This is a genomic window from Pseudomonas sp. Root569 (assembly GCF_001427465.1).
GTDB lineage: Bacteria > Pseudomonadota > Gammaproteobacteria > Pseudomonadales > Pseudomonadaceae > Aquipseudomonas > Aquipseudomonas synxantha.
This window is the reverse complement of sequence record NZ_LMGQ01000024.1, coordinates 200879-225745: the sequence shown is the minus strand read 5'-3', so window position 1 is coordinate 225745 and position 24867 is coordinate 200879. Positions and strand designations below refer to the sequence as shown.

Annotated in this window: 20 protein-coding genes and 1 riboswitch; of the genes, 13 read left to right on the top strand and 7 right to left on the bottom strand. The window is 61.3% G+C overall.

Annotated features, from left to right (window positions below):
• Positions 1-51: 51 nt before the first annotated feature.
• On the bottom strand, positions 52-1491 hold the full coding sequence (locus ASD70_RS18555) for a TolC family outer membrane protein (RefSeq protein WP_046070623.1): 1440 nt from the start codon (positions 1489-1491) through the stop codon (positions 52-54).
• Between the two features lie 195 nt (positions 1492-1686).
• Positions 1687-1792, top strand: a riboswitch (TPP riboswitch).
• Between the two features lie 149 nt (positions 1793-1941).
• On the opposite strand from ASD70_RS18555, the gene thiC reads away from it, so the two are divergent.
• Positions 1942-3831 carry a phosphomethylpyrimidine synthase ThiC gene (gene thiC, locus ASD70_RS18550; protein WP_056847114.1) on the top strand — a complete coding sequence of 630 codons (1890 nt, stop codon included), beginning with the start codon at positions 1942-1944 and terminating at the stop codon, positions 3829-3831.
• 140 nt (positions 3832-3971) lie between these two features.
• Entirely contained in the window at positions 3972-5261 is a 1290-nt protein-coding gene (cytX, locus tag ASD70_RS18545; protein ID WP_056847113.1) for a putative hydroxymethylpyrimidine transporter CytX, read from the top strand.
• Here cytX and ASD70_RS18540 read toward each other — a convergent pair.
• Complete coding sequence (locus ASD70_RS18540) at positions 5230-5976, bottom strand: RsiV family protein (RefSeq protein WP_056847112.1); 747 nt, start codon at positions 5974-5976, stop codon at positions 5230-5232. The genes cytX and ASD70_RS18540 overlap by 32 nt on opposite strands.
• Before the next feature lie 194 nt (positions 5977-6170).
• Here ASD70_RS18540 and ASD70_RS18535 point away from each other — a divergent pair, with 194 nt between their 5' ends.
• The 8 genes from ASD70_RS18535 to ASD70_RS18500 all read left to right on the top strand — a co-directional run bounded on the left by ASD70_RS18535 (position 6171) and on the right by ASD70_RS18500 (position 15120).
• Positions 6171-6788 carry an NUDIX domain-containing protein gene (locus tag ASD70_RS18535; RefSeq protein ID WP_046070627.1) on the top strand — a complete coding sequence of 206 codons (618 nt, stop codon included), beginning with the start codon at positions 6171-6173 and terminating at the stop codon, positions 6786-6788.
• A complete protein-coding gene (locus ASD70_RS18530) occupies positions 6779-7228 on the top strand; it encodes a DUF1249 domain-containing protein (protein WP_043047907.1) in 450 nt (149 codons plus the stop codon). The genes ASD70_RS18535 and ASD70_RS18530 overlap by 10 nt, the downstream gene beginning before the upstream one ends.
• A 98-nt stretch (positions 7229-7326) precedes the next feature.
• Entirely contained in the window at positions 7327-8142 is an 816-nt protein-coding gene (gene cpdA / locus ASD70_RS18525; protein ID WP_046070628.1) for a 3',5'-cyclic-AMP phosphodiesterase, read from the top strand.
• A 202-nt stretch (positions 8143-8344) separates the two neighbouring features.
• A complete protein-coding gene (locus tag ASD70_RS18520) occupies positions 8345-8953 on the top strand; it encodes a YqiA/YcfP family alpha/beta fold hydrolase (protein ID WP_043047904.1) in 609 nt (202 codons plus the stop codon).
• A gap of 46 nt (positions 8954-8999) precedes the next feature.
• Positions 9000-10904 (top strand): DNA topoisomerase IV subunit B, encoded by a 1905-nt coding sequence (gene parE, locus ASD70_RS18515; RefSeq protein ID WP_046070629.1) that lies wholly within the window; start codon positions 9000-9002, stop codon positions 10902-10904.
• On the top strand, positions 10904-11899 hold the full coding sequence (locus ASD70_RS18510; protein WP_046070630.1) for an esterase-like activity of phytase family protein: 996 nt from the start codon (positions 10904-10906) through the stop codon (positions 11897-11899). The genes parE and ASD70_RS18510 overlap by 1 nt, the downstream gene beginning before the upstream one ends.
• A 73-nt stretch (positions 11900-11972) precedes the next feature.
• On the top strand, positions 11973-14237 hold the full coding sequence (gene parC / locus ASD70_RS18505; RefSeq protein ID WP_046070631.1) for a DNA topoisomerase IV subunit A: 2265 nt from the start codon (positions 11973-11975) through the stop codon (positions 14235-14237).
• Positions 14238-14409: 172 nt separating this feature from the next.
• A complete protein-coding gene (locus ASD70_RS18500; protein ID WP_043047900.1) occupies positions 14410-15120 on the top strand; it encodes a PqiC family protein in 711 nt (236 codons plus the stop codon).
• Between the two features lie 174 nt (positions 15121-15294).
• On the opposite strand, the gene ASD70_RS18495 is transcribed toward ASD70_RS18500, so the two are convergent.
• Positions 15295-16830 carry an AhpA/YtjB family protein gene (locus ASD70_RS18495; RefSeq protein WP_056847111.1) on the bottom strand — a complete coding sequence of 512 codons (1536 nt, stop codon included), beginning with the start codon at positions 16828-16830 and terminating at the stop codon, positions 15295-15297.
• 133 nt (positions 16831-16963) lie between these two features.
• Between ASD70_RS18495 and serB the strand changes: the two genes are divergently transcribed.
• A complete protein-coding gene (gene serB / locus ASD70_RS18490) occupies positions 16964-18178 on the top strand; it encodes a phosphoserine phosphatase SerB (protein ID WP_056847110.1) in 1215 nt (404 codons plus the stop codon).
• A gap of 132 nt (positions 18179-18310) precedes the next feature.
• Here the strand turns inward: serB and asd are convergent, their stop codons facing one another.
• Genes asd through ASD70_RS18475 form a run of 3 tightly spaced genes read right to left on the bottom strand, consistent with a single transcriptional unit; the run spans position 18311 to position 21595 of the window.
• Entirely contained in the window at positions 18311-19171 is an 861-nt protein-coding gene (gene asd / locus ASD70_RS18485; RefSeq protein ID WP_056847109.1) for an archaetidylserine decarboxylase, read from the bottom strand.
• A gap of 15 nt (positions 19172-19186) precedes the next feature.
• The gene (locus ASD70_RS18480; RefSeq protein ID WP_056847108.1) at positions 19187-20002 is read right to left on the bottom strand and encodes a rhodanese-like domain-containing protein; all 816 of its coding nucleotides are present in this window, start codon (positions 20000-20002) and stop codon (positions 19187-19189) included.
• A gap of 57 nt (positions 20003-20059) precedes the next feature.
• Positions 20060-21595, bottom strand: coding sequence for an HDOD domain-containing protein (locus ASD70_RS18475; RefSeq protein ID WP_046070636.1), 1536 nt, complete (start codon positions 21593-21595; stop codon positions 20060-20062).
• A 166-nt stretch (positions 21596-21761) separates the two neighbouring features.
• Here ASD70_RS18475 and motA point away from each other — a divergent pair, with 166 nt between their 5' ends.
• Entirely contained in the window at positions 21762-22613 is an 852-nt protein-coding gene (gene motA, locus ASD70_RS18470) for a flagellar motor stator protein MotA (protein WP_043047893.1), read from the top strand.
• A 3-nt stretch (positions 22614-22616) separates the two neighbouring features.
• The gene (gene motB, locus ASD70_RS18465) at positions 22617-23636 is read left to right on the top strand and encodes a flagellar motor protein MotB (protein WP_046070637.1); all 1020 of its coding nucleotides are present in this window, start codon (positions 22617-22619) and stop codon (positions 23634-23636) included.
• Positions 23637-23804: 168 nt separating this feature from the next.
• Here the strand turns inward: motB and rsgA are convergent, their stop codons facing one another.
• Complete coding sequence (gene rsgA / locus ASD70_RS18460) at positions 23805-24836, bottom strand: small ribosomal subunit biogenesis GTPase RsgA (RefSeq protein ID WP_005784215.1); 1032 nt, start codon at positions 24834-24836, stop codon at positions 23805-23807.
• Between the last annotated feature and the right edge of the window lie 31 nt (positions 24837-24867).

Below are 24867 nucleotides of genomic sequence, written 5' to 3'. Positions count from 1 at the left end.
ATCAAATGTGGGAGGAAGCAAGCCCCCTCCCACTTTGGTTTTGCAGTGTGATCAATAACCCGGACGGGCCTTGAGCTGCTCGGCGGCGGCTTTGGCCAAATCCGGTGGCAGGAAGTCCTTGTCCGGGTTGTAGTCGGCCTTGAGGTAGCGCGCCAGGTCTTGCAAGTCCCCCGGGTTCAGGGTGCCCGCCGCTTGTTTCAAGCGCAGGTTGTCGAGGATGTAGTCGTAGCGGCTGTTGTTGTAGTTGCGCACCGAGGAGTACAGCTGGCGCTGTGCATCCAGCACGTCAACGATATTGCGCGTGCCCACCTGATAGCCGATTTCCGTGGCTTCCACCGCGCTCTGGTTGGAGATGATCGACTGGCGGCGTGCTTGTACCTGTTCTACATCGGTGTTCACAGCACGGTGCAGGTTGCGGGTGTTTTCCACCACCTGGCGGCGCAGGCCCTCGCGTTGTTGCTCGGTCTGGTCCAGGCGTGAATAGGATTCGCGCACTTGCGAGCTGGTAAGCCCGCCGCTGTAGATCGGGATGTTCAAACGCAGCCCAATTGTGCGTTGGGAGACATCACCGCCGTACGGGATGGGCAACTGATTCGGGTTGCTGAAACCCAGGGCGTCGTTGTCGCCTTTTTCGTATTGCGCGACGGCATCGAGCGTCGGCAAGTGCCCGGCCTTGCGTTGGCGCAGGGTTTCTTCGGCGGCGGTCACCGCGTAGTTGCTGGCCAGCAGGTTGAGGTTCTGGCGACCGGCCGTTTCGACCCAGGCTTTGGCGTCGTTCGGTGCCGGCGGCAGCACGGGCAGGGTGTGGACGATGCCCTGGATAGAATTGTATTGGCGATTGGTCAGGGTGATCAGCGCTTGGAAGGCGTCATCTACCTGGCGCTGGGCAACGATGCGGTTGGCCCGGGCCGTGTCATAGCTGGCCTGGGATTGCAGTACATCGGTCTTGTCCGACAGGCCCACGTCAAAACGTTCGTTGGACTGGTCGAGCTGGCGCTTGAAGGCATTTTCTTCGGCCTTGGTCGAGGCCAGGTTGTCCTGGGCGCGCAGCACGGCGAAGTAGCTCTCGGCGCTTTGCAGGATCAGGTTCTGCTCGGTGGCCGACAGTTGCAGCGAGGCTTGTTCGTTGACGGCTTCGGCGGCTTGCAGTTGGAACCAGCGATCGGCGCGGAACAGCGGCTGGCTCAGTGTGGCGCGCCAGGAGTGGGCGTCGCGGTTGGCCGTGGCGGCCGGCTGATCGATCTGGGTGCGCACGTTATTGCTGTCGGCACCGGCCGACAGGTTTGGCAGCAAGCCGGCACGAGCCTGGGGCACTACTTCTTTTTGCGCGCCATATTGGGCGCGGGCAGCGGCCAGGTCGGCGTTGTTGTGCGCCGCTTCCTGATAGACGCTGACCAGGTCGGTGTTGGTGGACAAGGGCGCTTCAGCTGCCCAGACCATTCCATTGGTCGCACAAGACACGGCAACAGCCAGTGAGAGTTTGCGCAGCATGAGGCGATCCCTAGTTTAAATATTACGGCGATAATTTAGCGCTCAAGGCTAAGGCTGGCCATTCCTGGCGTCAAGTCCTGGGCAGTGCCCGAGTGTAGTGGCCGGATCACGGCACAACAATCCCACGATCACGCCATTCATCACGCTGAATGCACCGCTATTGGCAATTTGCCCGCGCCATGGTCTAGACTGGCCGAGTTCTTGTCGGGGTGCCTTGTTGGAAGGCTGAGATCGGTAAATACCGGATCCCGTTGAACCTGATCAGGTTAACGCCTGCGTAGGGAACAAGATTTCTCGTCACCCGGCGAGTCCTCTTGTGCTTCGTCCGGGATGTAGTTCGACCATCGAACGGCCCTCGAGTACCAAGCACAGCACTGGTTTCAGTGCGTCCATCCGTCACAGGTTCGCTCCGACAAAAATCCACCGCCTGGATAAGTTGGAGAGCCCGTGATGACGACAAAACTAAAAAATACCGTGCACCTGAGTGAATCGGCCAAGGTCGACTCCGGCTCCGTGCAGCCGTTTACCCGCTCGCAAAAAATCTACGTACAGGGCTCGCGCCCCGATATCCGCGTACCCATGCGGGAAATCAGCCTGGATGTGACTCCCACTGAGTTTGGTGGCGAAATCAACGCCCCCGTGGTGGTCTACGACACCTCCGGCCCCTACACAGACCCCAATGTTGTCATCGACGTGCGCAAGGGCCTGGCTGATGTGCGCTCGCCCTGGATCGAGGAGCGGGGCGATACGGAGCGCCTTTCCTGCCTGAGTTCCAAATACGGCCAGGAACGCCTGGATAACCCGGACCTGGCCTACCTGCGCTTTGCCCACCTGCAAAACCCGCGTCGTGCCAAGGCCGGCGCTAACGTCAGCCAGATGCACTACGCGCGCAAAGGCATCATTACGCCTGAGATGGAGTTTGTGGCCATCCGCGAAAACATGAAGCTCGAAGAAGCCCGTGCCGCCGGCCTGCTCAAGCAACAACATGCCGGGCACAGCTTTGGCGCGAGCATTCCAAAAGTCATCACGCCTGAATTCGTGCGCGAAGAAATCGCCCGCGGCCGCGCAATCATCCCGGCCAACATCAACCACACCGAGCTGGAACCGATGATCATCGGCCGTAATTTCCTGGTGAAGATCAACGGCAACATCGGCAACAGCGCCCTGGGTTCGTCCATTGAAGAAGAAGTGGCGAAGATGACCTGGGGCATTCGCTGGGGCTCGGACAACATCATGGACTTGTCTACCGGCAAGCACATCCATGAAACCCGTGAATGGATCATCCGTAACTCGCCGGTGCCGATCGGTACCGTGCCGATCTACCAGGCCCTGGAAAAAGTCGACGGCGTTGCCGAGGACCTGACCTGGGAGCTGTTCCGCGACACCCTGATCGAACAGGCCGAGCAAGGTGTGGACTATTTCACCATCCATGCCGGCGTGTTGCTGCGCTATGTGCCGCTGACCGCCAACCGCGTTACCGGTATCGTCAGTCGTGGCGGCGCGATCATGGCCAAGTGGTGCCTGGCCCACCACAAGGAAAACTTCGCCTACACGCATTTCGAAGAAATCTGCGAAATCATGAAGGCTTATGACGTCAGCTTCTCCCTGGGCGACGGCCTGCGCCCGGGCTCGGTCGCCGATGCCAACGACGCCGCTCAGTTCGGCGAACTGGAAACCCTGGGCGAGCTGACCAAGATCGCCTGGAAGCACGACGTGCAAACCATGATCGAAGGCCCTGGCCACGTGCCGATGCAACTGATCAAGGAGAACATGGACAAGCAGCTGGAGTGCTGCGACGAGGCGCCGTTCTACACCCTCGGCCCGCTGACCACCGACATAGCACCGGGCTATGACCACATCACCTCGGGTATCGGTGCGGCCATGATCGGCTGGTTCGGTTGCGCCATGCTCTGCTACGTCACGCCCAAGGAGCACCTGGGTTTGCCGAACAAGGATGACGTGAAGACCGGGATCATCACCTACAAGATCGCCGCCCACGCAGCGGATCTCGCCAAAGGCCATCCGGGTGCGCAGATTCGCGATAACGCCTTGAGCAAGGCGCGCTTCGAGTTCCGCTGGGAAGACCAGTTCAACCTGGGCCTGGACCCGGACACCGCACGGGCATTCCACGACGAAACGCTGCCGAAAGAATCGGCCAAGGTCGCGCATTTCTGCTCGATGTGCGGGCCGAAATTCTGTTCGATGAAGGTGACTCACGAAGTGCGTGAGTATGCGGCCAACCAGCGTATTGAGGCGGTGGATGTGGACGTGGCCAAGGGCTTGGCTGAGCAGGCTGAGCGGTTCAAGCGCGAAGGCAGCCAGCTCTACCAAAAGGTCTGATCCGGGATTTCAGGCGCCTGTAAGGGCCTCATCGGAAGCAAGCCCCCACATTTGACTGTGTTCACAAATTCAAATGTGGGAGGGGGCTTGCCCCCGATAGCCATCTGTCAAATAACAAATGCCCCTCAGAGATAGCACCCTTGAGCTTTCAACCCAGTACTTATTCTCCCGGCACCGCGGTGCCTGCTGACAAGCGCGTCTTCGGCGCCCGCGACCTGTTCTCCCTGTGGTTCTCCCTCGGCATCGGCCTGATGGTCCTGCAAACCGGCGCTTTGCTGGCGCCGGGTCTGGGGCTGTCGGGTTCGTTACTGGCCATTTTTCTCGGCACCCTGGTCGGCGTGCTGCTGCTGGCTGCCGTTGGCGTGATCGGCAGCGACACGGGGCTGTCTGCCATGGCTGCGCTCAAACTTAGCCTCGGTAGCCGGGGCGCCAGCCTGCCGGCGCTGCTGAACCTGCTGCAACTGATCGGCTGGGGCTCGTTTGAGATCATTGTGATGCGCGACGCCGCCAGCTTGCTCGGCACGCGGGCGTTCAGCGAGGGTAGCCTGCTGGCGAACCCCTTGCTGTGGACGCTGTTTTTTGGTGGCCTGGCGACCTTGCTGGCGGTCAGCGGGCCGCTGGCGTTTGTGCGGCAGATCCTGCGCAAATGGGGCATCTGGCTGTTGCTCGCCGCCTGCCTGTGGCTGACCTGGAACCTGTTCGCCAAGGCTGACTTAGCTGCCCTCTGGGCCCAGGCCGGTGACGGTTCGATGCCGTTTGCAGTGGGGTTCGATATTGCCATCGCCATGCCGTTGTCCTGGTTGCCGCTGATTGCCGATTACTCGCGCTTCGGCAAGCGCGCAAAAAGCGTATTCGGCGGCACGGCGCTGGGGTTCTTCATCGGTAATTTCTGGCTGATGAGCCTGGGCGTGGCCTACACCCTGGCGTTTGCGCCGAGCGGTGAAGTGAATGCGTTGCTGCTGGCCCTGGCTGGCGCGGGCCTGGGGATTCCACTGCTATTGATCCTGTTGGATGAATCGGAAAACGCCTTTGCCGATATTCACTCGGCGGCGGTGTCCAGCGGGATGCTGGTGCGCTTGAAGGTCGAGCACTTGGCGTTGGCCATTGGCGTAATCTGCACCTTGATTGCCTGCCTGGCGCCCTTGGCGCAGTACCAGAACTTCCTGTTGCTGATCGGCTCAGTGTTCGCGCCGTTGTTCGGCGTAGTGCTGGTGGATCACTTCATCCTGCGTCGCCGTGCCCCTGGCGCCATCACGGCATTGCGCTGGACGGCATTGCTGGCCTGGCTGGGAGGTATCGCCACTTACCATCTGCTGGCCAACCTGTATCCGCAGGTTGGCGCAACCCTGCCGGCACTGTTGCTGGCAGGGCTGTTGCAGCTGATCCTGGGTCGGGCGTTCAGTGGCGAGCCGGCACCAGGTCAGGCTTGATCACACCGCTGAGGCGCGCATAGGGGATGGTCATTTCGATCAGCCCCATGGCGTATGGGGCGATGGTGGCGACGTTGTACTTGAGTACCACGCCGCTGCTGGTCAGGGCCACGTTCGGGGTTTTCTGGAACGGCCAGTTCTTCACGAACTCTGGGTCGCGATCCATCTGCGAGTTGATCAGCCAGGTGTTGTGGGCGACCTTCGCGGTGTTCCAGAACGCCTGTTCCTGGCCGGGCAGCAGCATGTCGGCCAGGTTCAGTTCCTTATGTAGCAGGCGTGAATAATTAATGAAGCCGCGCCCCGGCTCGCCGTGGGCGACGCCGGTGTCCAGGTAGCTGGACACTTCAATGATCACCAGTCCGTCATGCTGCTCGCGTACCTTGGCCTGCAAATACATGCTGTGGCGGTTCGGCGATTCACGCAGGAACTTGTCACGATAGGCATTCAAGGTGGCCGGTACGGCAGCACCCGGGGTGGTGCGGGTCATTTGCAGCAGGCGTTGCTCTACCAGGGTGTCGAGCTGTGGCTCGGCCGGGAAGTGCAGGGTATCGATGTTCACCAGCGGGCAGTCAGGGCTGCCGCAGCCGGGCTTGATCTGCTCCGTTTTGTCGGGGGTGGTGTCCAGTGGCTTGAGATGGCCGGGTTGGAACAGGCTTTGGCAGGCACCCAGGGTCAAGGCAATACAGGCCACGGAGGCGATTCTTAAAAGCGACATGTGTGTCCTTCGTAAATCGGTGGAAAGCGAAAAAGAGTAGCGCTTGGACTGCCGACGAGGCCGTCAGTTCGCCACTAGACTGATAAGGGTGAGTTTGACGTCCGCCGCCTGTCCCGGCAACCGGAAAGGGGCTGCATCAACGGGCATTGGCGCGTTAGGATGGCGCGAATTGCACGCAGACATTGAGGAAAAATATGACGGACATTGCCAAGTCCACGCCGAACAGGATCGAGATCGTTCAGCGCGACAATGCCTACCAGGGTTTCTACAAGCTTGATCGTGTGCAATTGCGCCACGAGAAGTTCGATGGCGGCATGAGCCGGGTGATCAACCGCGAAGTCTTCGTGCGTCATGATGCTGTGTGCGTGCTGCCCTACGACCCACAACGTGATGAGGTGGTGTTGATCGAACAGTTCCGCATCGGCGCCATGGGGCGCGCCGGCAACCCGTGGCTGGTGGAGATGGTCGCCGGCCTGATTGATAAGGATGAACAACCGGAGGAAGTTGCACACCGCGAGGCCGAGGAGGAAGCTGGGCTGACATTCTCCGCACTGTGGCCGATCACCAAGTATTTCCCGTCGCCCGGCGGCAGTACCGAATTTGTCCACCTGTACCTGGGCCGTTGCGACAGCTCGGGCGCTGGCGGCGTCCATGGACTGGAAGAAGAAGCAGAAGATATCCGCGTTACCGCCTGGGCATTCGAAGACGCCTTGCAAGCGGTGCGCGACGGCAAGATTTCCAATGCAGCCAGCATCATTGCCCTGCAGTGGCTTGCGCTTAATCGCGCGGAAGTGAGGGGGTTATGGCAGTAAAGGCACGAGAACGTTACCGAGTTGACCTGATCGGGCTGCAAGCCGCCTGCGAGGCCAACTATGCGCGGCTGATGCGCCTGCTCCCCGACATGCGCCACACCCCCGAGGCGCGGCGTATCGCGGTGACCCATGGCGACCAGATGCTCGGCGTGCTGGCCCTGGAAGTCATCCTCACCTGCCCGTACACCACGACGCTGCGCGTGCGCCAGGAGCACAGCCTGCCTTGGCTGCCGGTACCGCAATTGGAAGTGCAGGTGTACCACGATGCGCGTATGGCCGAAGTGATCAGCGCCGAGCATGCGCGACGCTTTCGCAGCATCTATCCTTACCCGAATGTGTTCATGCACCAACCCGACGAAAAAGCACAGCTCAATGTGTTCCTCGGGGAATGGCTGAGCCACTGCCTGGCCTTGGGCCATGAGTTTGAAGTCGTGCGGTAGATGTGAACTGCGTCTGCTTACCCTGCTTTCCTCTTTGTGTCCTGCCCTAGCATAATCGCGCCACCTATCCATTCCAGTGATTGCCTTGGGAGAGCGCCTTGTCGAGCGTATCCAACGTGAACCCCGATGCCAGCGCGTTGTTGGTGCAACTGTCCGACAGCCATTTGTTCGCCGAGGCGGACACTGCCCTGCTGGGCATGAATACCCGTGCCAGCTTGCAGCGGGTGATCGAACTGGTGTGCGAGCAACAGCCGCGGATCGATCTGGTGCTGGCCACCGGCGACTTGTCCCAGGATGGCACGCTCGAGTCATACCAGCAGTTTCGTGACATGACCCGGCCGATTGGCGCCCCGGCGCGCTGGATCCCGGGCAACCACGACGAACCGCAGGTCATGGCCCTGGCGGCCGTGCACAGTGATTTGCTCGAGCCGGTGGTGGATATCGGCAATTGGCGCATTACCCTGCTGGACTCTGCCGTACCTGGTTCGGTGCCGGGCTACTTGCAGGACCAGCAACTGCAGCTGCTCGCTCAGGCCCTGAGCGAAGCGCCGAGCCGCCACCACCTGGTGTGCTTGCACCATCATCCGGTGCCCATCGGTTGTGCGTGGATGGAGCCTATCGGCCTGCGCAATCCCGAGGCGCTGTTTGCTGTGCTTGACCGCTTCCCGCAAGCGCGGGCGCTGCTCTGGGGGCATGTGCACCAGGAGATCGACCGCGAGCGCAACGGGCTGCGGTTGCTGGCGTCGCCGTCCACCTGTATCCAGTTCGCGCCGGGCAGCGAGGACTTCCAGGTCAGCGAGCAAGCGCCGGGGTATCGCTGGCTGCGCTTGCATGCCGACGGACGGTTGGAAACTGGGGTGGAGCGGCTTCGGGACTTCGCGTTTACCGTCGACTACGGCAGCAACGGCTATTAAGACCTGCAAACACTGATCAAATGTGGGAGGGGGCTTGCTCCCGATGGCGGTGGGTCAGTCACAGCTATTGGGGCTGACACACCGCCATCGGGACCAAGCCCCCTCCCACATGGGTTCTGCGGTGTCTGGAAGATCGGGTGCTCACACCTCACTCCGATCCCTGTAAACTGCGCCTCTTTGGCCCAAGCACGGAGAGCCCGGCATGTCCGCTTCGATCCTGTATATCCACGGTTTCAACAGTGCCCCGGCCTCCAACAAGGCCAGTCAGCTGATTACCGTGATGGGCGCCCTCGGTCTGGCCGAGCAACTGCGTGTGCCGGCTCTGCATCACCACCCGCGTCAGGCTATTCCGCAATTGGAGCAGGCCATTGACCAACTGGGACGGCCGCTGCTGGTCGGCAGCTCACTCGGCGGCTACTATGCAACCCATCTTGCCGAACGCCATGGCCTCAAGGCGCTGCTGGTCAACCCGGCGGTCAGCCCCCATCGGATGTTCGACGGCTACCTGGGCACCCAGAAGAACCTCTACACCGATGAGACCTGGGAGTTGACCCACGATCATGTCGCGGCGCTGGCCGAACTTGAAGTACCGGCACCCCAGGATGCCGCGCGTTATCAGGTGTGGTTGCAGACCGGGGATGAAACCCTGGACTATCGCCTCGCCCAGCAGTATTACCGGGCCTGTGCCTTGCGCATCCAGGCCGGTGGCGACCATGGTTACCAGGGGTTCGCCGAGCAATTGCCGGCACTGTTGAGCTTTGCCGGCATTGGCGCAGATCAGTATCAATCCTTCGATTTTTCGTCACTGTAGAAAATCGCAGGTCACTTTTTAATCGAACGACTCACGACGAGACCCCATGGCCACTCCCAGCGCTAGCTCTTATAACGCCGACGCCATCGAAGTCCTCTCGGGCCTCGACCCGGTGCGCAAACGTCCCGGTATGTACACCGACACCAGTCGGCCGAACCACCTTGCCCAGGAAGTCATCGACAACAGCGTCGACGAAGCCTTGGCCGGGCACGCGAAGTCGGTGCAAGTCATCCTTCATGCCGACCACTCCCTTGAAGTGTCCGACGATGGTCGCGGCATGCCGGTGGACATTCACCCGGAAGAGGGCGTGTCGGGCGTCGAGCTGATCCTCACCAAACTGCACGCCGGCGGCAAGTTCTCCAACAAGAACTACCAGTTCTCCGGTGGTTTGCACGGTGTGGGTATTTCGGTGGTCAACGCCCTGTCGACGCAAGTGCGGGTCAAGGTCAAGCGCGACGGCAACGAGTACCAGATGACCTTCGCCGATGGCTATAAAGCCACCGAGCTGGAAGTGGTTGGCACCGTTGGCAAGCGCAACACCGGCACCAGCGTGTACTTCGCCCCGGACCCGAAATACTTCGATTCGCCGAAATTCTCCATCAGCCGCCTCAAGCATGTGCTCAAGGCCAAGGCTGTGTTGTGCCCGGGTCTATTGGTCAGCTTTGAAGACAAGGGCACCGGCGAGAAGGTCGAGTGGCACTACGAAGACGGCCTGCGCTCGTATCTCGAAGACTCTGTCAGCGACTTCGAACGCCTGCCCAACGAGCCGTTCTGCGGCAGCCTGGCCGGTAATAAGGAGGCCGTCGACTGGGCGTTGCTGTGGTTGCCCGAAGGTGGCGACAGCGTACAGGAAAGCTACGTCAACCTGATCCCCACCGCCCAGGGCGGCACCCATGTCAACGGTTTGCGCCAGGGCTTGCTGGACGCCATGCGCGAATTCTGCGAATACCGCAGCCTGTTGCCGCGTGGTGTGAAGCTGGCGCCGGAAGACGTATGGGAGCGCATCGCGTTCGTGCTGTCGATGAAGATGCAGGAGCCGCAATTTTCCGGCCAGACCAAGGAGCGCCTGTCGTCCCGTGAAGCGGCAGCGTTTGTCTCCGGTGTGGTCAAGGACGCTTTCAGCCTGTGGCTCAACGAGCACCCGGAGCTGGGCCTGGCCCTGGCCGAATTGGCGATCAACAACGCCGGTCGGCGCTTGAAGGCCAGCAAAAAGGTTGAGCGCAAGCGCATCACCCAAGGCCCGGCATTGCCGGGCAAGCTGGCCGATTGCGCCGGGCAGGACCCGATGCGCTCCGAGCTGTTCCTGGTCGAAGGTGATTCCGCCGGCGGTTCCGCCAAGCAAGCGCGGGACAAGGAGTTCCAGGCGATCCTGCCGCTGCGCGGCAAGATCCTCAACACCTGGGAAGTCGACGGCAGCGAAGTGCTGGCCAGTCAGGAAGTGCATAACATCGCCGTGGCCATCGGGGTCGACCCAGGTGCGGCGGACATGAGCCAGCTGCGCTACGGCAAGATCTGTATCCTCGCCGACGCCGACTCCGACGGCCTGCACATCGCCACCTTGCTGTGCGCGTTGTTCGTGCAGCATTTCCGCCCGTTGGTGGATGCCGGTCACGTCTACGTCGCCATGCCGCCGCTGTATCGCATCGACCTGGGCAAGGAGATTTTCTACGCTCTGGACGAAGCTGAGCGCGATGGCATCCTTGATCGCCTGGTGGCCGAGAAGAAACGCGGTAAGCCTCAGGTCACGCGATTCAAGGGCCTGGGTGAGATGAACCCGCCCCAACTGCGCGAAACCACCATGGACCCGAACACCCGGCGCCTGGTGCAGTTGACCCTGGAAGACTTCGCCGGCACGTCGGAAATGATGGACATGCTGCTGGCGAAGAAGCGTGCGCCGGATCGCAAGGCCTGGCTGGAATCCAAAGGCAACCTGGCCGAGGTTCTGGGCTGATGCGCACAGGCTTCGCCCTGGCAATCCTGATGTTGAGCGGGCTGGCGGCCACCCAGGTGGTTGCCGCGCCCGTGGCGGAGCTCAAGCTGGTGTCCGAGCACCCGGTGGACGGCATGCGCGGCGGTAACCTTTCGGGCCTGGCGTTGTGTGGCAAGGAACTGTGGACGGTTTCTGATCGGGATGACGATCAGATCTACCGGCTGGATACCGGCGCGCCTACCTGGAACGCCGAAGCGGTGCAGATCGATGTGCCGCCCGTGCCCGAGTCCGGTCTGCCTTGGGGGTTGCGTTCGCGCACCAAGGCTGCTTCGTTCATTCGCGGCGGTGACCTGGATTTTGAAGGCATCAGCTGTGATGCCGTGGGTAATCGCTACATTGTCAGCGAAGCCCATGCGGCGGTGTTGCAGGTCCCGGCGACTGGCGCGCCCGAATGGTTGAAAATTGCCCCCGGCATGGTGCGCGAAGCCCGGGCCAGTGGCATGTTGCTGCACTTCAATGCCTTGTTCGAAGGCCTGGCGGTAAACCCCGAAGGCAATCAGATCTGGCTGGCCGCCGAGCGTGAACGCCGTGGCTTGATCTCGATCAAGCGTGGCCAGAGCGTATGGGATTGCGACGGCGCCTGTGTGTTGTTGAGTGAGGCCGGCCAGGAAGTGCAGCCGGCGCAGTTCACCAACGCCAAGGCGGTATCCAAGGACTTTGCCGACCTGGCGCTGTTCAACGGCAAGCTGTTTACCCTGGAGCGCAATGCGTTCCAGATTTGCCGGCGCGATACGCTCACGGCCAAGGTCGAGCTGTGCTGGTCGTTTGCCGACCAGATGCTCACGCCGCCGCGACGTTATGCACAGGCTTATGGACTGGCCGAAGCCCTGGTGGTGGATGCCGACGGCGCGTGGATCGGTATCGACAATAATTTTGGCCCCCGCGCCGATGGTGAAAAACGCCCCATGGTCTATCGTTTCGCCGCCCCCGACGGTGGCTGGAGCGCCCAGCCATGAGCCCGCAGTTTTTTCAAATGACCCGGCGCAGCGGCAGTCCCGCTGCGCGTTACCCAACAATGATGAGGCCCGCATGAGTGACATCCTCGCAGACAGCTTAGATGGCGTAGAACGCCGGTCGCTGGCTGACTTCACCGAAAATGCCTACCTCAACTACTCCATGTACGTGATCATGGACCGTGCCTTGCCGCATATCGGCGACGGCCTGAAGCCCGTGCAACGGCGCATCATCTATGCCATGAGTGAGTTGGGCCTGGACGCCGATTCCAAGCACAAGAAGTCGGCGCGTACCGTCGGTGACGTGCTCGGTAAGTTCCACCCCCACGGCGATTCGGCGTGCTATGAGGCCATGGTGCTGATGGCCCAGCCGTTCAGCTACCGCTACACCCTGGTGGACGGCCAGGGCAACTGGGGGGCGCCGGATGATCCCAAGTCCTTCGCTGCCATGCGTTATACCGAGGCGCGGTTGTCGCGTTACTCCGAAGTACTGCTCAGCGAATTGGGCCAGGGCACTGCGAACTGGGGCCCGAACTTTGACGGAACCCTCGACGAACCTTTGGTATTGCCGGCACGTTTGCCGAATATCCTGCTCAATGGCACCACGGGTATCGCGGTCGGCATGGCCACCGACGTACCGCCGCACAACCTGCGCGAAGTCGCCACTGCCTGCGTGCGCTTGCTGGATGAGCCCAAGGCTACGGTCGAGCAGCTTTGCGAGCATATCCAGGGCCCGGATTACCCGACCGAAGCGGAAATCATCACGCCCCGTGCCGACCTGTTGAAGATGTACGAAACCGGCAAGGGCTCGGTGCGCATGCGCGCCGTGTACCACATCGAAGACGGCGACATCATTGTCACCGCGCTGCCGCACCAGGTGTCCGGTGCCAAGGTGCTGGAGCAGATCGCCGCATTGATGCAGGCCAAGCCATCGAAACTGCCCCAAGTGACCGATCTGCGTGACGAGTCTGACCATGAGAACCCGTGCCGCATCGTGATCATCCCGACCAATAGCCGGGTGGATCATGAAGTGTTGATGCAGCATTTGTTTGCCAGCACCGACCTGGAGTCCAGCTACCGGGTCAACGTCAATATCATCGGCCTGGACGGCAAGCCGCAGTTGAAGAACCTGCGCAATCTGCTGGTGGAGTGGCTGGAGTTCCGCGTACAGACTGTGCGCCGCCGCCTGCAATTTCGCCTCGACAAGGTTGAGCGCCGTCTGCACCTGTTGGACGGTTTGCTGATTGCCTACCTCAACCTGGATGAAGTGATCCATATCATCCGTACCGCCGAGCACCCGAAGGCCGAGCTGATCGCGCGTTTCGAGCTGAGCGAAATCCAGGCTGACTACATCCTCGACACCCGCTTGCGCCAGTTGGCACGCCTGGAAGAAATGAAGCTGCGCGACGAGCAAGACGCGCTGCTCAAGGAGCAAGCCAAGCTGCAGGCGCTGCTGGGCAGCGAAGCCAAGCTCAAGAAGTTGGTGCGCAGTGAGCTGATCAAAGACGCCGAAACCTACGGCGATGACCGTCGTTCGCCTATCGTTGAGCGTGCTGAAGCGAAGGCGCTGACAGAAACCGAGCTGTTGCCTAACGAGAAAATTACCGTCGTTCTGTCGGAAAAGGGTTGGGTTCGTTCCGCCAAAGGGCATGATATTGACGCCACCGGCCTTTCGTACAAAGCTGGTGATGGCTTCAAGACCGCTGCGGCCGGGCGTTCCAACCAGTTCGCGGTGTTTATCGACTCGACCGGGCGCAGTTATTCGGTGCCGGCCCACACCCTGCCATCTGCACGAGGGCAGGGCGAGCCGTTGACCGGGCGTCTCACGCCACCACCGGGGGCAAATTTCGAGTGCGTGCTGCTGCCGGACGATGATGCGCTGTACGTCATCGCCTCCGACGCCGGTTACGGTTTCGTGGTCAAGGGCGAAGACCTGCAGGCCAAGAACAAGGCGGGCAAGGCGCTGTTGAGCCTGCCGAACAACGCCAAGGTGATCTTGCCAAGGCCGGTGGATGATCGTGAGAGCAATTGGCTGGCCTCGGTGACCACCGAGGGGCGTTTGCTGGTGTTCAAGATCAGCGATTTGCCGCAGCTGGGCAAAGGCAAGGGCAACAAGATTATCGGGATTCCCGGCGACCGGGTGGCCAGTCGCGAAGAGTACGTGACCGACATCGCGGTGGTCCCGGAAGGCTCTACCCTGGTGCTCCAGGCTGGCAAGCGCACGTTGTCATTGCGCCCTGACGACCTGGAACACTACAAGGGCGAACGCGGGCGGCGTGGTAATAAACTGCCTCGCGGCTTCCAGCGAGTGGACGCCTTGCTGGTGGAAACGCCTGTTTAAGCTGTACTAGAGGCCTCGATCTACGATTTAACGCGTAGATCGACGCTTTCGCGCTGGAGTCATGGCGCATATTCACGGATGATATGGCCTTTCCAGCGCCGGCGTGGCCGAGCGTGTCAGGTTATTTTTAGTATTACATTGTGGTTCGCCTTGTGGCAGCCACCTGGATGGGATGATGACTGCTCCACGCCTTCCTCTATTTTTGATGCTCGCTGGCCTTTTGGGGCTGGCGGGTTGCAGCACGCACCAGCCAGTGTCGCTGTACCAGCTGGACAGCGGAAGTCCGGCTCAGCCAGCCCAGACAGCGGGCATGGCGGTATTGCTTGGCCCGGTAGTCGTTGCCGATTACCTGCAACGTGAAACCCTGCTACAACGTCAGAACGACGGCAGCCTGCAAGGTTCCACCGATGGTCGTTGGGCGGGCAGCCTGTCGTCCGATATCAATCAACTGATGTTGCGCCAGGTGGCCGGCCAACTGGACAGCCAGCGCGTAGTGCTGGCACCAGGGCCATCCGGGTTTACTCCGGATGTGCAGGTGCTGTTGACGATCACGCGGCTTGACTCCGGCAAGTCGCAACCTGCAATCCTGGATGCACAGTGGCGCCTGATAGACCGTCGTGGGCAGGTGCGGGATAACCGCATCGTACATCTGCAGGAAGAGCATGCCGGCACCACCGCCTCTCAGGTCCAGGCCCAGGGTGTGCTGTTGCAGCACTTGGCACAGCAGTTGTCGGTGGCGCTCAAGCCACTGGCCAATCAGCCGCCGGTCGCTGCCGAGACACCTCGCAAACAGGCTTCCCAGCCTAAGCCTGCCGCCCCGGAAAAGCCGAAGATGCCGATGGCGACGCCGATTCGTACCGATCTGGAAGTATTCAGGTTCTGACCTGCATCGCAGACAAACAAAAAGGCCCGCTAAATAAGCGGGCCTTTTTGTTGGGCTGTTCTGTAGGAGCGAGCTTGCTCGCGAAAAGCGTCAACGATAACGCGTGTTTTCTGAATAAGCGCGGCGTCTGTGAGTTTTTCGCGAGCAAGCTCGCTCCTACAAAAAGCCTTAGCCTCAGGGTTTGCGGGTCTCATGCATCCGCGCCAACTGGCGCTCGAGCATCGACGGATACGGCTCCATCAACCGCTCCACGCAGCTTGCCCCTTCAGGGCTGGCAATCGGGCGAATACGGGCGCGTTGGCGGATCAGCGTGTCTTCACTGATCTTGCGCTCCACCAGCAGCAGGTTACGGCTGTGTTGGGACAACGCCAGGGCGTCCTGGGCGATTTCGGTCAGCAGCAGGTCGATCTGGCTCATGCCAAACAGGTCATCGCCTACCGTCAAGCCCAGCTGCAGTTGCAGGGTGATGCCGCTGTCGGCCACTTCGATCTGCAGGGCGTGGCCCAGGGCGCGCAACAGCTCGCCACAGCAGATTGCATTGGTCAGGTAGTCTTCGCCGCTGTCTTCACTATGGAACAGCATCAGTGTGCTGCCATCGTTCAGGGTGTGCAGTTCGCTCTGGTAGAGCGAGGCGGCCTGGTCGAGGCAGTCGCGGTAGCGTTCGAGCAGCTCGGTCAGGCGCGCACGCGGCAGGCGCCGCAATTGCTCCTGCGCACCCAGTTGAACGGCGAGTACGGCGCTGTGCTGCGGCTCGGTGTTCCTTTCCACCGCAACCGGCTTCGGCGCAGCAGTTGGGGCTACGGCCGAGGTATCGCGCAGGTCGGCGAACGGATCTTCGTCGTCCAGCTCGTCTTCTTCGGCCTTTATCACATGGCGCGGCGCTGGCTTCAGGCCGGCTACCGGCGCGCTTTCGTCGAAGCCCGGGTCGCGCAGGTCGCGTACTTCAAACTCAGGCTCGTCGTTGTAGTCGTCGGTGTCGTCGTGCTCTGGCTCAGGTTCGACTTCCGGCACTTTAGGTTCCGGTGCAAAGCTGGCGTGAAGCTGGCGTGCGAGGTCGCCGATTTCGTCCTGGCGATCAGTGGCCGGGGTGTGTTCGTCGATATCCCGCAGCCAGATGCGCAGTTGCATCAGCGGCGTGGAGATATGCCGCCCGAGGCGCAAGCTCAAGGCCAAGGCCAGAGCCAGCAGGATCGCACTCAAGATACCCATGCTCTGCAGGCTGATGGTCATCGGTTGCTGGAACTGCTGCATATCAAGGCTGATACGCAGTTGGCCGGCCTTCACATCCTGAAAGGTGATATTGCTCTGGTACAGGCCCTCGGCTTCACCCAACAGGCCGTTCTTCGGGCGCTGCCCGGCCTCGGCCATAATCCGGTTGTCCACGCTGTAGATAGCGGCATGGGCCACCAGCGGGTTCTTGGTCAGGTTATTGAGCAGCACGTTGAGGCTGAGGATGTCGTTGGACACCAGCAACTCAGTCGCCGACGTGGCGGTCTGGGTCGTCAGGCTCTCGCCCAGGGCATCGGCTTGCTCATGCATGGCCTGCTTGAACTGCAAACCCATCACGCAGGCATAGATCACCAGGGCCAAAGCGACCAGGATCACGTTATGGCTGGCGATGCGTAATGCGATCGGTACACGGCGGTGGCGCAGTGCCCGGAAGATCAGCAGGAAGAAGTTATCGGTTTTTACTGGCGTGGGCCGGTTCACTTGCGCTCGGCTCTTGGTCCGTGAAGTTGACGCGCAGTATAGCGACAGGCCCATGGCCGGCAAAGCGTTGGCTGTGCCCGATGGTCACTGAAAGTGGGTAGAATGCGGTTTTTTTCCAGCCTGGGGGTGCGCTTTGCGCGAAATTGTCCTGATCAACATCACAGGTCTTGACCGACCGGGTCTCACTGCGGCCATTACCGGCGTCCTGGCCCAGGGTGGTGTGAACATTCTCGACATCGGCCAGGCGGTGATCCACGACACCCTGTCGTTCGGCATCCTGGTGGAAATTCCCAGCACCGAGCAGGCCTCTTCGGTACTCAAGGACATCCTGTTTACGGCCTATAAGCTGGATCAACAGGTGCGTTTCACCCCGGTGTCCGAAGCGGACTACCAGCACTGGGTGCAAGGCCAGGGCAAAAAGCGCCATATCGTCACCCTGTTGACGCGCAAGGTCACGGCCGAGCAGTTGCAACGCGTCAGCTCCATTACTGCGCAATACGGTTTGAATATCGACCATATCGACCGTCTGTCGGGTCGTATGCCATTGGACACTCCTGCCGACAAGGGCAAGGGCTGCATCGAGTTCTCCGTGCGCGGCGAACCGGCGGATGCGCAAGCGCTACGTGCCGAATTCCTCAGCGTCGCCCAGGAGCTGAACGTCGATATCGCCTTCCAGGAGGATTCGCTGTTCCGTCGCAACCGTCGCCTGGCGGTGTTCGACATGGATTCCACCCTGATCGAAGCCGAGGTCATCGACGAGTTGGCCAAGGCGGCCGGTGTGGGCGAGCAAGTGTCCGCGATTACCGAGCGGGCGATGGCGGGTGAACTGGATTTCCGGGCCAGCTTCAAGGAGCGTCTTGCGTTGCTCAAGGGCCTGGACGTGAGTGTGCTGGACTCCATCGGCGCGTCACTGCGCCTGACCGAGGGCGCCGAGGTTCTGTTCGCCGAACTCAAGCGCCTGGGCTACAAGACCGCCATCCTGTCGGGCGGCTTCACCTACTTCGCCAAGCAGTTGCAGGCGAAGTTGGGCATTGACTATGTATTTGCCAACGAGCTGGAAGTAGTGGATGGCAAGGTGACCGGCGTGGCCGTCGAGCCGATTGTCGATGCGCAGCGCAAGGCGGATCTGCTCAAGGAACTGGCCCACAAGGAAGGCTTGCGGCTGGAGCAGACCATTGCGGTCGGCGATGGCGCCAACGACCTGCCGATGCTGGCGATTGCCGGGCTGGGTGTGGCGTTCCGTGCAAAGCCGTTGGTCAAGCAATCGGCCAAGCAGGCGATCTCGACCTTGGGGCTGGATGGCGTGCTGTACCTGCTGGGCTTGCGCGACCGCGACGGTCAGCTCTAACTGACGAAATGCGGTCAAAAATGTGGGAGGGGGCTTGCTCCCGATGGCGGTGGAACAGTCTATACATCTCTGACTGGAATACCGCCATCGGGAGCAAGCCCCCTCCCACATTTGATCTTTGCAGTTTTCAGATCAGGCTTTAGGCAGTGCGATAGCCTGGCCCATCTGTACTGGCGAACCTGCCAACAACGCTTCGGTCCATTTCACCTGGTCTGGCCCGAACAGCACGATGGCGGTCGAGCCCAGCTTGAAGCGACCCATCTCCGCACCCTTTTCCAGGTGAATCGGCGCGCGGGCAGCTTCGTCGTAGTGGAAGGTTTTCAGCTCACGCTTAGGCGGAGTCACCAGGCCTGCCCACACAGTTTCAATCGACGCCACGATCATCGCACCCACCAACACCACCGCCATCGGGCCGCGTTCGGTGTCGAACAGGCAGACCGCCCGTTCGTTGCGCGCAAACAGCTCCGGCACGTTTTCGGCGGTGGTCTGGTTGACCGAGAAAATCCGCCCGGGCACGTACACCATCTCGCGCAAGGTACCGGCCAGTGGCATGTGCACCCGGTGGTAGTCCTTCGGCGACAGATAAATAGTGGCGAAGTCGCCACCCATGAACGGTGCAGCCAGCGCCGCATCGCCACCGAGCAATTCCAGCACGCTGAAGCTGTGGCCCTTGGCCTGGAAGATGCGGCCATGCTCGATCGGGCCTACCTGGCTGACGGCGCCGTCGGCCGGGCTGAGTACCGCGCCTGGGGTCGGGTCCAGCGGGCGGGCGTCGTCTTTCAAGGCGCGGGTGAAGAAGGCGTTGAAATGCTCATAGGCGGTCAGGTCTTCCACCAGGGCCTGGGACATGTCCACCTGATAGCGCTTGGCGAACCAGGCGGTGAAGGCGTTCTTGAACCAGCGCACGCGGCACTCGGCAACGCAGCCGGCCAAGCGTGAGAGCAAGTGGTGCGGCAGCAAGTACTGGCTGAGGATAAACAACTGCTTTTTCATAACTGTCCTTAAACCTTAAATCTCAACGGGGGTGTCGGGGTGGTTGCCCCATTCGCCCCAGGAACCGGCATAACCTTTGACTCGCGGATAGCCGAGCGCCTTGGCCACCAGGTAGGTGAAGCCAGAGCGGTGGTGAGTCTGGCAGTGGGTGATGATTTCTTTATCGCGGGTCAGCCCGAGGTCTTCGAGTATCTGCGGCATGTCACGGCGGATACGCAGGTTGCGCGCCTTGTCCATGCCGGCGGTCCATTCGAAATTCACCGCGCCGGGGATGTGACCGCCCTTGGCCGCGAGCACTTTTTCACCGGAGTATTCCAGCGGGCCGCGGGCGTCCCAGATGCCCAGGTCGGCGGCGCCGAGACGGCTTTGCAGGTATTCGCGGGTGGCGGTGGGGCCATCGTGCAGCGTGAGGCTGACCGGGCCGGCGACGGGGGCGGGGGCTTTGGTGGAGAGGGGGAGCTTTTCCTCGAGCCATGCCAGCAGGCCGCCGTCGAGGTAGTGGTATTTCTGATGGCCGATCACGTCGAGCATCCAGATAAAGCGCCCGCCCCAGCCGCCGCCTTCGTCGTCATAGACCACGTAGGTCGCGTCCGGGGTGTGGCCCAGTTCGCCGAACAGTTTTTCCAGGTCGGCTTGGCTGGGCAACAGGCCGGGTGCCGGGGGCTGGCCCAGTTGGGTGCGCTTGGGGTCAACGAAATGCGCGCCGGGGATATGCCCTGCGGCGTAGCGGGCGTCACTGGTGAGGTCCACGACAATCAGGTGTTCGGCATCAAGGCGGCCAAGCAGATCGCTGGATTCGATCACCAGCGGCAAGCCAGAGAAGTCAGGCATGTGAGGTCTCCTGGGCACAAATGTTGGCGATTAAAGACGGCGATTGTAGCGCAAGCATCAGGTGCTGCGGTTGGTAAAGCTGTGCAAGGCCTTTTCGATGCATTGGGCGGTTTTGCCGAACGCCTGCACGGTGGTTTCCGAGAACGGGCCCCCGCCCTGGTCCGCGACGATCAGCATCACCACGCGGCCGTTGCAACTCAAAGAGCGCAACAGCAAGTGCTCGCCGGTGAACAAGCGACGCAGGACCGGCGGTAGCAAGGCCGAGAACTGCGCATGGTTGTCGGGGCTGAGCCGCACCTGTGCGGATTTTTCCAGCAGGCGTTGCAGCAATGTGCTATTGACCACATCCAGGCTCAGGTGCGCGGCGTCCTTGGGCAACCCGTCGGCCTGATGCACGCGCAAGGTACTCAAGGCGCGATCGGCCATGAACAGCAAAACCCGCTGCATACCGCTGGCTACCAAGGCGTTCTTGGCGCAGGTGGTCAAGTGCATGGCATTGGCGAAGCGATTTGGCTCGACGAGCAGCTCGGTGCAGTGCTTGCGCCATACAGCCAGAGACTCGGCGGTGGGCGGCGGCGCCGGCAGCAGGCCGCGATGGACCTTCTGCACATGCCACGGCCAGATCAGCGACAGCGCCGGGTGCCAGAGGTCAGGCATCAAGGTGGTGCGGGCACTGGTCACCGCCTGCTGGTGCACCTGCTGCTGCACGTCACTCAATGGCACTTGCAGGTACAGCGCGGTCAGGTATTGCCAACGCTCGGTGTGCGGGCAGGTCCAGGATTCCTGGGCCGACATCGCCAGGCCGTTGGCCAGCAGCACGGTGTTGGCCGGCTGGTTCAGCCAGCGGCGCAGGCTGGGCTCGGCATCGAGCAGTTGCTGGTGACGCAGGGCATCGTCTTCGCGGGCAATGTGCAGCGCCTTGACCAGCAAACGCTGCTCCGCTAACAAAAGCTTGTAGCCCTGTGACACCCAGATCGGCAGGTGCCAGGCGTGGGTCAACTCCAGGCAAAGGTCCAGCAAGCGCACGCCGAACAACTCTTGCTCGACCTGGCGCGCCGACTGGCCTTTATGGATCACCCGCAGCTCCCATTCCTCCAGGAGCTTGGGGAAGGCGACGGCCATCGGCCACAGCGGTGACAGAAACAGCAGGCTGCCCCAGTGGATGTCCTGCCACAACCGGGCCAAGCGGCTGCCGAACAAACCGTTGGCTTGCTGGGACGCGTGCTGGCTCACCAGTAGCAGTTGGCGCAATGCCACGGGGATTTCCCGTGCTGGCACTGAGGGCAGGCGCGTCAGCAGTTCTTCGGCGCGCTCGAGGCCGAGGCGGTTAAGCGCGACTTCGAGGTTTTCCGCGGGTTCGGCCAGGCTGCCATGGGTTTGACTGTTGGCTTCGCGCATGACGCTTAGCACCAAGGCCGGACTGTCTTGCATCAGCTCGGCAATATCTCGCAATGAACTGCGACTATCGCGAATGGCCTTGCATACGCGTTCATGGCTGGCCTGGGGCACGGGCAGCAACACATCGTCCAGGCGCTTGATCCAAGCGGCGAGGGTGGTGGGTTTTGCATTGGATACGGTCGTTTCGTTTGCCATGATTGGGGCGCGATCATCACTTGCGTTTAACACGCCCGGAACGGGCCGAATTGGCTTTTCGCCTTAACGGGCTATAGTCTGGCGCAGTTTTGCCGATAAGTAGAACAAGAGTTTTCCGCAACACCCAATATGTCCATGAACCCGACGGCGCAAGTACCCATCTCCTATGGCTAAAATTATCGGCATCATTGTCGTCATCGCAAGTGTGCTCGGAGGGTACGTCCTCTCCCACGGTAAAATCGCCGCGTTGATTCAACCTTTCGAAGTGCTGATTATTGGCGGTGCGGCGTTTGGCGCATTCTTGCAGGCCAACCCCGGCTACATGACCATGCATGTGATCAAGAAGTCGCTGGGCATGTTCAGTTCGCGCTTCTCTCACACCTTCTATCTGGAAGTGCTGGGGCTGGTGTACGAGATCCTCAACAAGAGCCGCCGTGAAGGCATGATGGCGATCGAAGGCGATATCGAAGACGCCGCCGCCAGCCCGATTTTCGCCAAGTACCCGGCGGTGCTCAAAGACGAGCGCATGACCGCGTATATCTGTGATTACCTGCGCATCATGTCCTCCGGCAATATGGCGCCCCACGAGCTGGAAGGCCTGTTCGACATGGAATTGTTCAGCCTCAAGGAAGAGCTGGAGCATCCGTCCCACGCCGTGACCGGCATCGCCGACGGCATGCCGGGCTTTGGTATTGTCGCGGCTGTACTGGGTATCGTGGTGACCATGGCCTCCCTTGGCGAGGGCGACCAGGCGGCCATCGGCATGCACGTCGGCGCGGCGCTGGTGGGGACCTTCTTCGGTATTCTTGCGGCCTATGGTTTCTTTGGGCCGCTTGCCACATCCCTGGCCCACGATGCCAAGGAAGAGGTCAACCTCTATGAAGCGATCAAGGCATGCCTGGTAGCGTCCGCGTCGGGCATGCCGCCGTCGTTGGCCGTGGAGTTCGGGCGCAAGGTGCTCTACCCGAAGCATCGCCCAAGTTTCTCCGAGCTGGAACAAGCGGTTCGCGGTCGCTAAGCCATGGAAAACAACCAGCCAATCATCATCAAGCGCGTCAAGCGCTTCGCTGCGGGGCACCATGGTGGTGCCTGGAAAATCGCCTTCGCAGACTTCGCCACGGCAATGATGGCGTTCTTTCTGGTGCTGTGGCTGATGTCTACCGCCACGCCGGAGCAGAAAATCGCCATCGCCGGTTACTTCAAAGACCCGATTGGCTTTTCGGAAAGCGGCACGCCCTTCGTGATCGACCTGGGCGGCTCTCCGCAGTTGGCGCCTGAACGTACCATCAACCCGGAAGTGCAGACCGAATCGCCCCAGGAAAAAATCCCTATCGAGCGCGATACGGTTGAAACCATGGCCGAGCAGGTCGAGCAGGAGCGCCTGGAGCTGTTGCTGCAGGAATTGCAGAATAAAGTTGAGGAAAATCCGCAGCTGCTGAAATTCAAGGACCAGATTTCCTTCGAGATCACCCCCGAGGGGCTGCGCATCCAGATTACCGACGCCGCCAACCGGCCGATGTTCGACTCCGGCAGCGCGCGGTTGAAGCCATACTTTGAAGACATCCTGCTGGCCATGGCCGACACCATCAAGGCGGTGCCGAACAAGATCAGCATCAGCGGCCATACCGATGCCAAGCCTTACGCGGGCCAGGGCGACTTCGGTAACTGGGAACTCTCGGCCAACCGCGCCAACGCCGCCCGCCGTGCGCTGGTGGCCGGCAGCTATCCAGACCCGCAAGTGGCACGGGTGGTGGGCTTTGCCTCATCGCAGTTATTTGATCCCAAAGACCCGTTCAACCCGGTCAACCGCCGTATCGATATCGTGGTGCTGACCAAAAAAGCCCAGCGTGCGATTGAAGGCGATCAACCACCGCCACCGGTACCGACTCAGGGCGATGGTGCCCCTGGCGAAGTGCCAGCCGACCCCAACGCACTGCCGCCTGAGCAGGAACCACTGCCGGCCCATGAGTTGCGGCAGAAGCTGAACCTGTTTGATGATGGCGGGATGAAGGATCCTACGGTGCCTGCGCCGGCCTCCTAAGCTCCAGATACAACAAGGCCGCGATGATCGCGGCCTTGTTGTATCTACCGTTTCACTGTAGGAGCGAGCTTGCTCGCGAAAAACGTCAACGATAACGTGTGTATTCAGGATGCCCGTGTTGCTCTTGGGGTCTTCGCGAGCAAGCTCGCTCCTACAGAGGCTGGCGGTTTAGTAGCTGCTCTCAGGCAAGCTCGCAATAATCGACCGATAGCTGTTCATCCGCTGCTGTTGCACGCGGCCATCTTCCAGGGCCTTGAGCAATGCACAGCCCGGTTCGCGGTCGTGTTTGCAGTCGCGGAAGCGGCAGGTGCCGATCAGGTCGTTGAACTCGATAAAGCCCGCTTCCACATCGCTGCGGCTGACGTGGCCCAAGCCGAATTCACGAATACCCGGGGAGTCGATCAATTCGCCGCCGCCGGGGAAGTGGAACAACCGCGCGGTGGTGGTAGTGTGAGTGCCCTGGCCGGACAGTTCCGACAGTGGGCCGACGCGGGTGTCGACTTCCGGCAACAGGCTGTTGACCAGCGATGACTTGCCCACGCCAGACTGGCCGACAAACACGCTGATGCGCCCGTCCAACTGCTGTTGCAGTTGTTCCATGCCGTTGCCGTGATGGGCCGACACTTCCAGCACCGGGTAGCCCAGGGTGCGATAGACCGCCAGCAACGCATTGAGCGCCGGGGCGTTCTGCTCGTCGATCAGGTCGAATTTGTTCAACAGCAACAGCGGGCGGATGCCGGCGTGTTCGGCCGCGACCAGGTAGCGGTCGATCAGGTTGGCATGGGGCTCGGGCAGCGGCGCGAACACGATCACGATCATGTCGACGTTGGCGGCTACCGGCTTGAGCTGGCCACGGCTGTCGGGGCGGCGCAGTTCGGTGCTGCGTGGCAATTGGGCGACGATCACGCCGATGCCCTGGTTGCCGGCACGCCACACGACTTTGTCGCCGGTGACCAGCGCAGGCAGGTTGGCGCGCAGGTGGCAACGGGATACTGAGCCTGCGAGCTCGCCTTCCAGCGCCTCGACCTCGACCTGCACACCGAAGTGCGCGATCACCAGGCCGGTTTGTTCTGGGCCCAGGTCGCCGCCCTCGAGTGCTTCCACGGCGGAGGATTCACGTTTGGCGGCGCGTGCGGCGCGTTCACCTTGAATCTTTTCGATGCGCCAGTTTTGGCGACGATTGAGCTGGCGTTTGGCCATTGGTGTTCCGTGTCGATAATGCAAAGGTTAG

Excerpts from the sequence above, each read along its gene's own strand:
- asd (WP_056847109.1), bottom strand. The coding sequence starts at position 19,171 with ATGAAAAAGCAGTTGTTTATCCTCAGCCAGTACTTGCTGCCGCACCAC.
- ASD70_RS18555 (WP_046070623.1), bottom strand. The coding sequence starts at position 1,491 with ATGCTGCGCAAACTCTCACTGGCTGTTGCCGTGTCTTGTGCGACCAAT.
- ASD70_RS18475 (WP_046070636.1), bottom strand. The coding sequence starts at position 21,595 with ATGGCAAACGAAACGACCGTATCCAATGCAAAACCCACCACCCTCGCC.
- motA (WP_043047893.1), top strand. The coding sequence starts at position 21,762 with ATGGCTAAAATTATCGGCATCATTGTCGTCATCGCAAGTGTGCTCGGA.
- parC (WP_046070631.1), top strand. The coding sequence starts at position 11,973 with ATGAGTGACATCCTCGCAGACAGCTTAGATGGCGTAGAACGCCGGTCG.
- ASD70_RS18530 (WP_043047907.1), top strand. The coding sequence starts at position 6,779 with ATGGCAGTAAAGGCACGAGAACGTTACCGAGTTGACCTGATCGGGCTG.
- ASD70_RS18535 (WP_046070627.1), top strand. The coding sequence starts at position 6,171 with ATGACGGACATTGCCAAGTCCACGCCGAACAGGATCGAGATCGTTCAG.
- ASD70_RS18510 (WP_046070630.1), top strand. The coding sequence starts at position 10,904 with ATGCGCACAGGCTTCGCCCTGGCAATCCTGATGTTGAGCGGGCTGGCG.
- ASD70_RS18480 (WP_056847108.1), bottom strand. The coding sequence starts at position 20,002 with ATGCCTGACTTCTCTGGCTTGCCGCTGGTGATCGAATCCAGCGATCTG.
- rsgA (WP_005784215.1), bottom strand. The coding sequence starts at position 24,836 with ATGGCCAAACGCCAGCTCAATCGTCGCCAAAACTGGCGCATCGAAAAG.
- parE (WP_046070629.1), top strand. The coding sequence starts at position 9,000 with ATGGCCACTCCCAGCGCTAGCTCTTATAACGCCGACGCCATCGAAGTC.
- ASD70_RS18540 (WP_056847112.1), bottom strand. The coding sequence starts at position 5,976 with ATGTCGCTTTTAAGAATCGCCTCCGTGGCCTGTATTGCCTTGACCCTG.
- ASD70_RS18500 (WP_043047900.1), top strand. The coding sequence starts at position 14,410 with ATGATGACTGCTCCACGCCTTCCTCTATTTTTGATGCTCGCTGGCCTT.
- ASD70_RS18520 (WP_043047904.1), top strand. The coding sequence starts at position 8,345 with ATGTCCGCTTCGATCCTGTATATCCACGGTTTCAACAGTGCCCCGGCC.
- motB (WP_046070637.1), top strand. The coding sequence starts at position 22,617 with ATGGAAAACAACCAGCCAATCATCATCAAGCGCGTCAAGCGCTTCGCT.
- thiC (WP_056847114.1), top strand. The coding sequence starts at position 1,942 with ATGACGACAAAACTAAAAAATACCGTGCACCTGAGTGAATCGGCCAAG.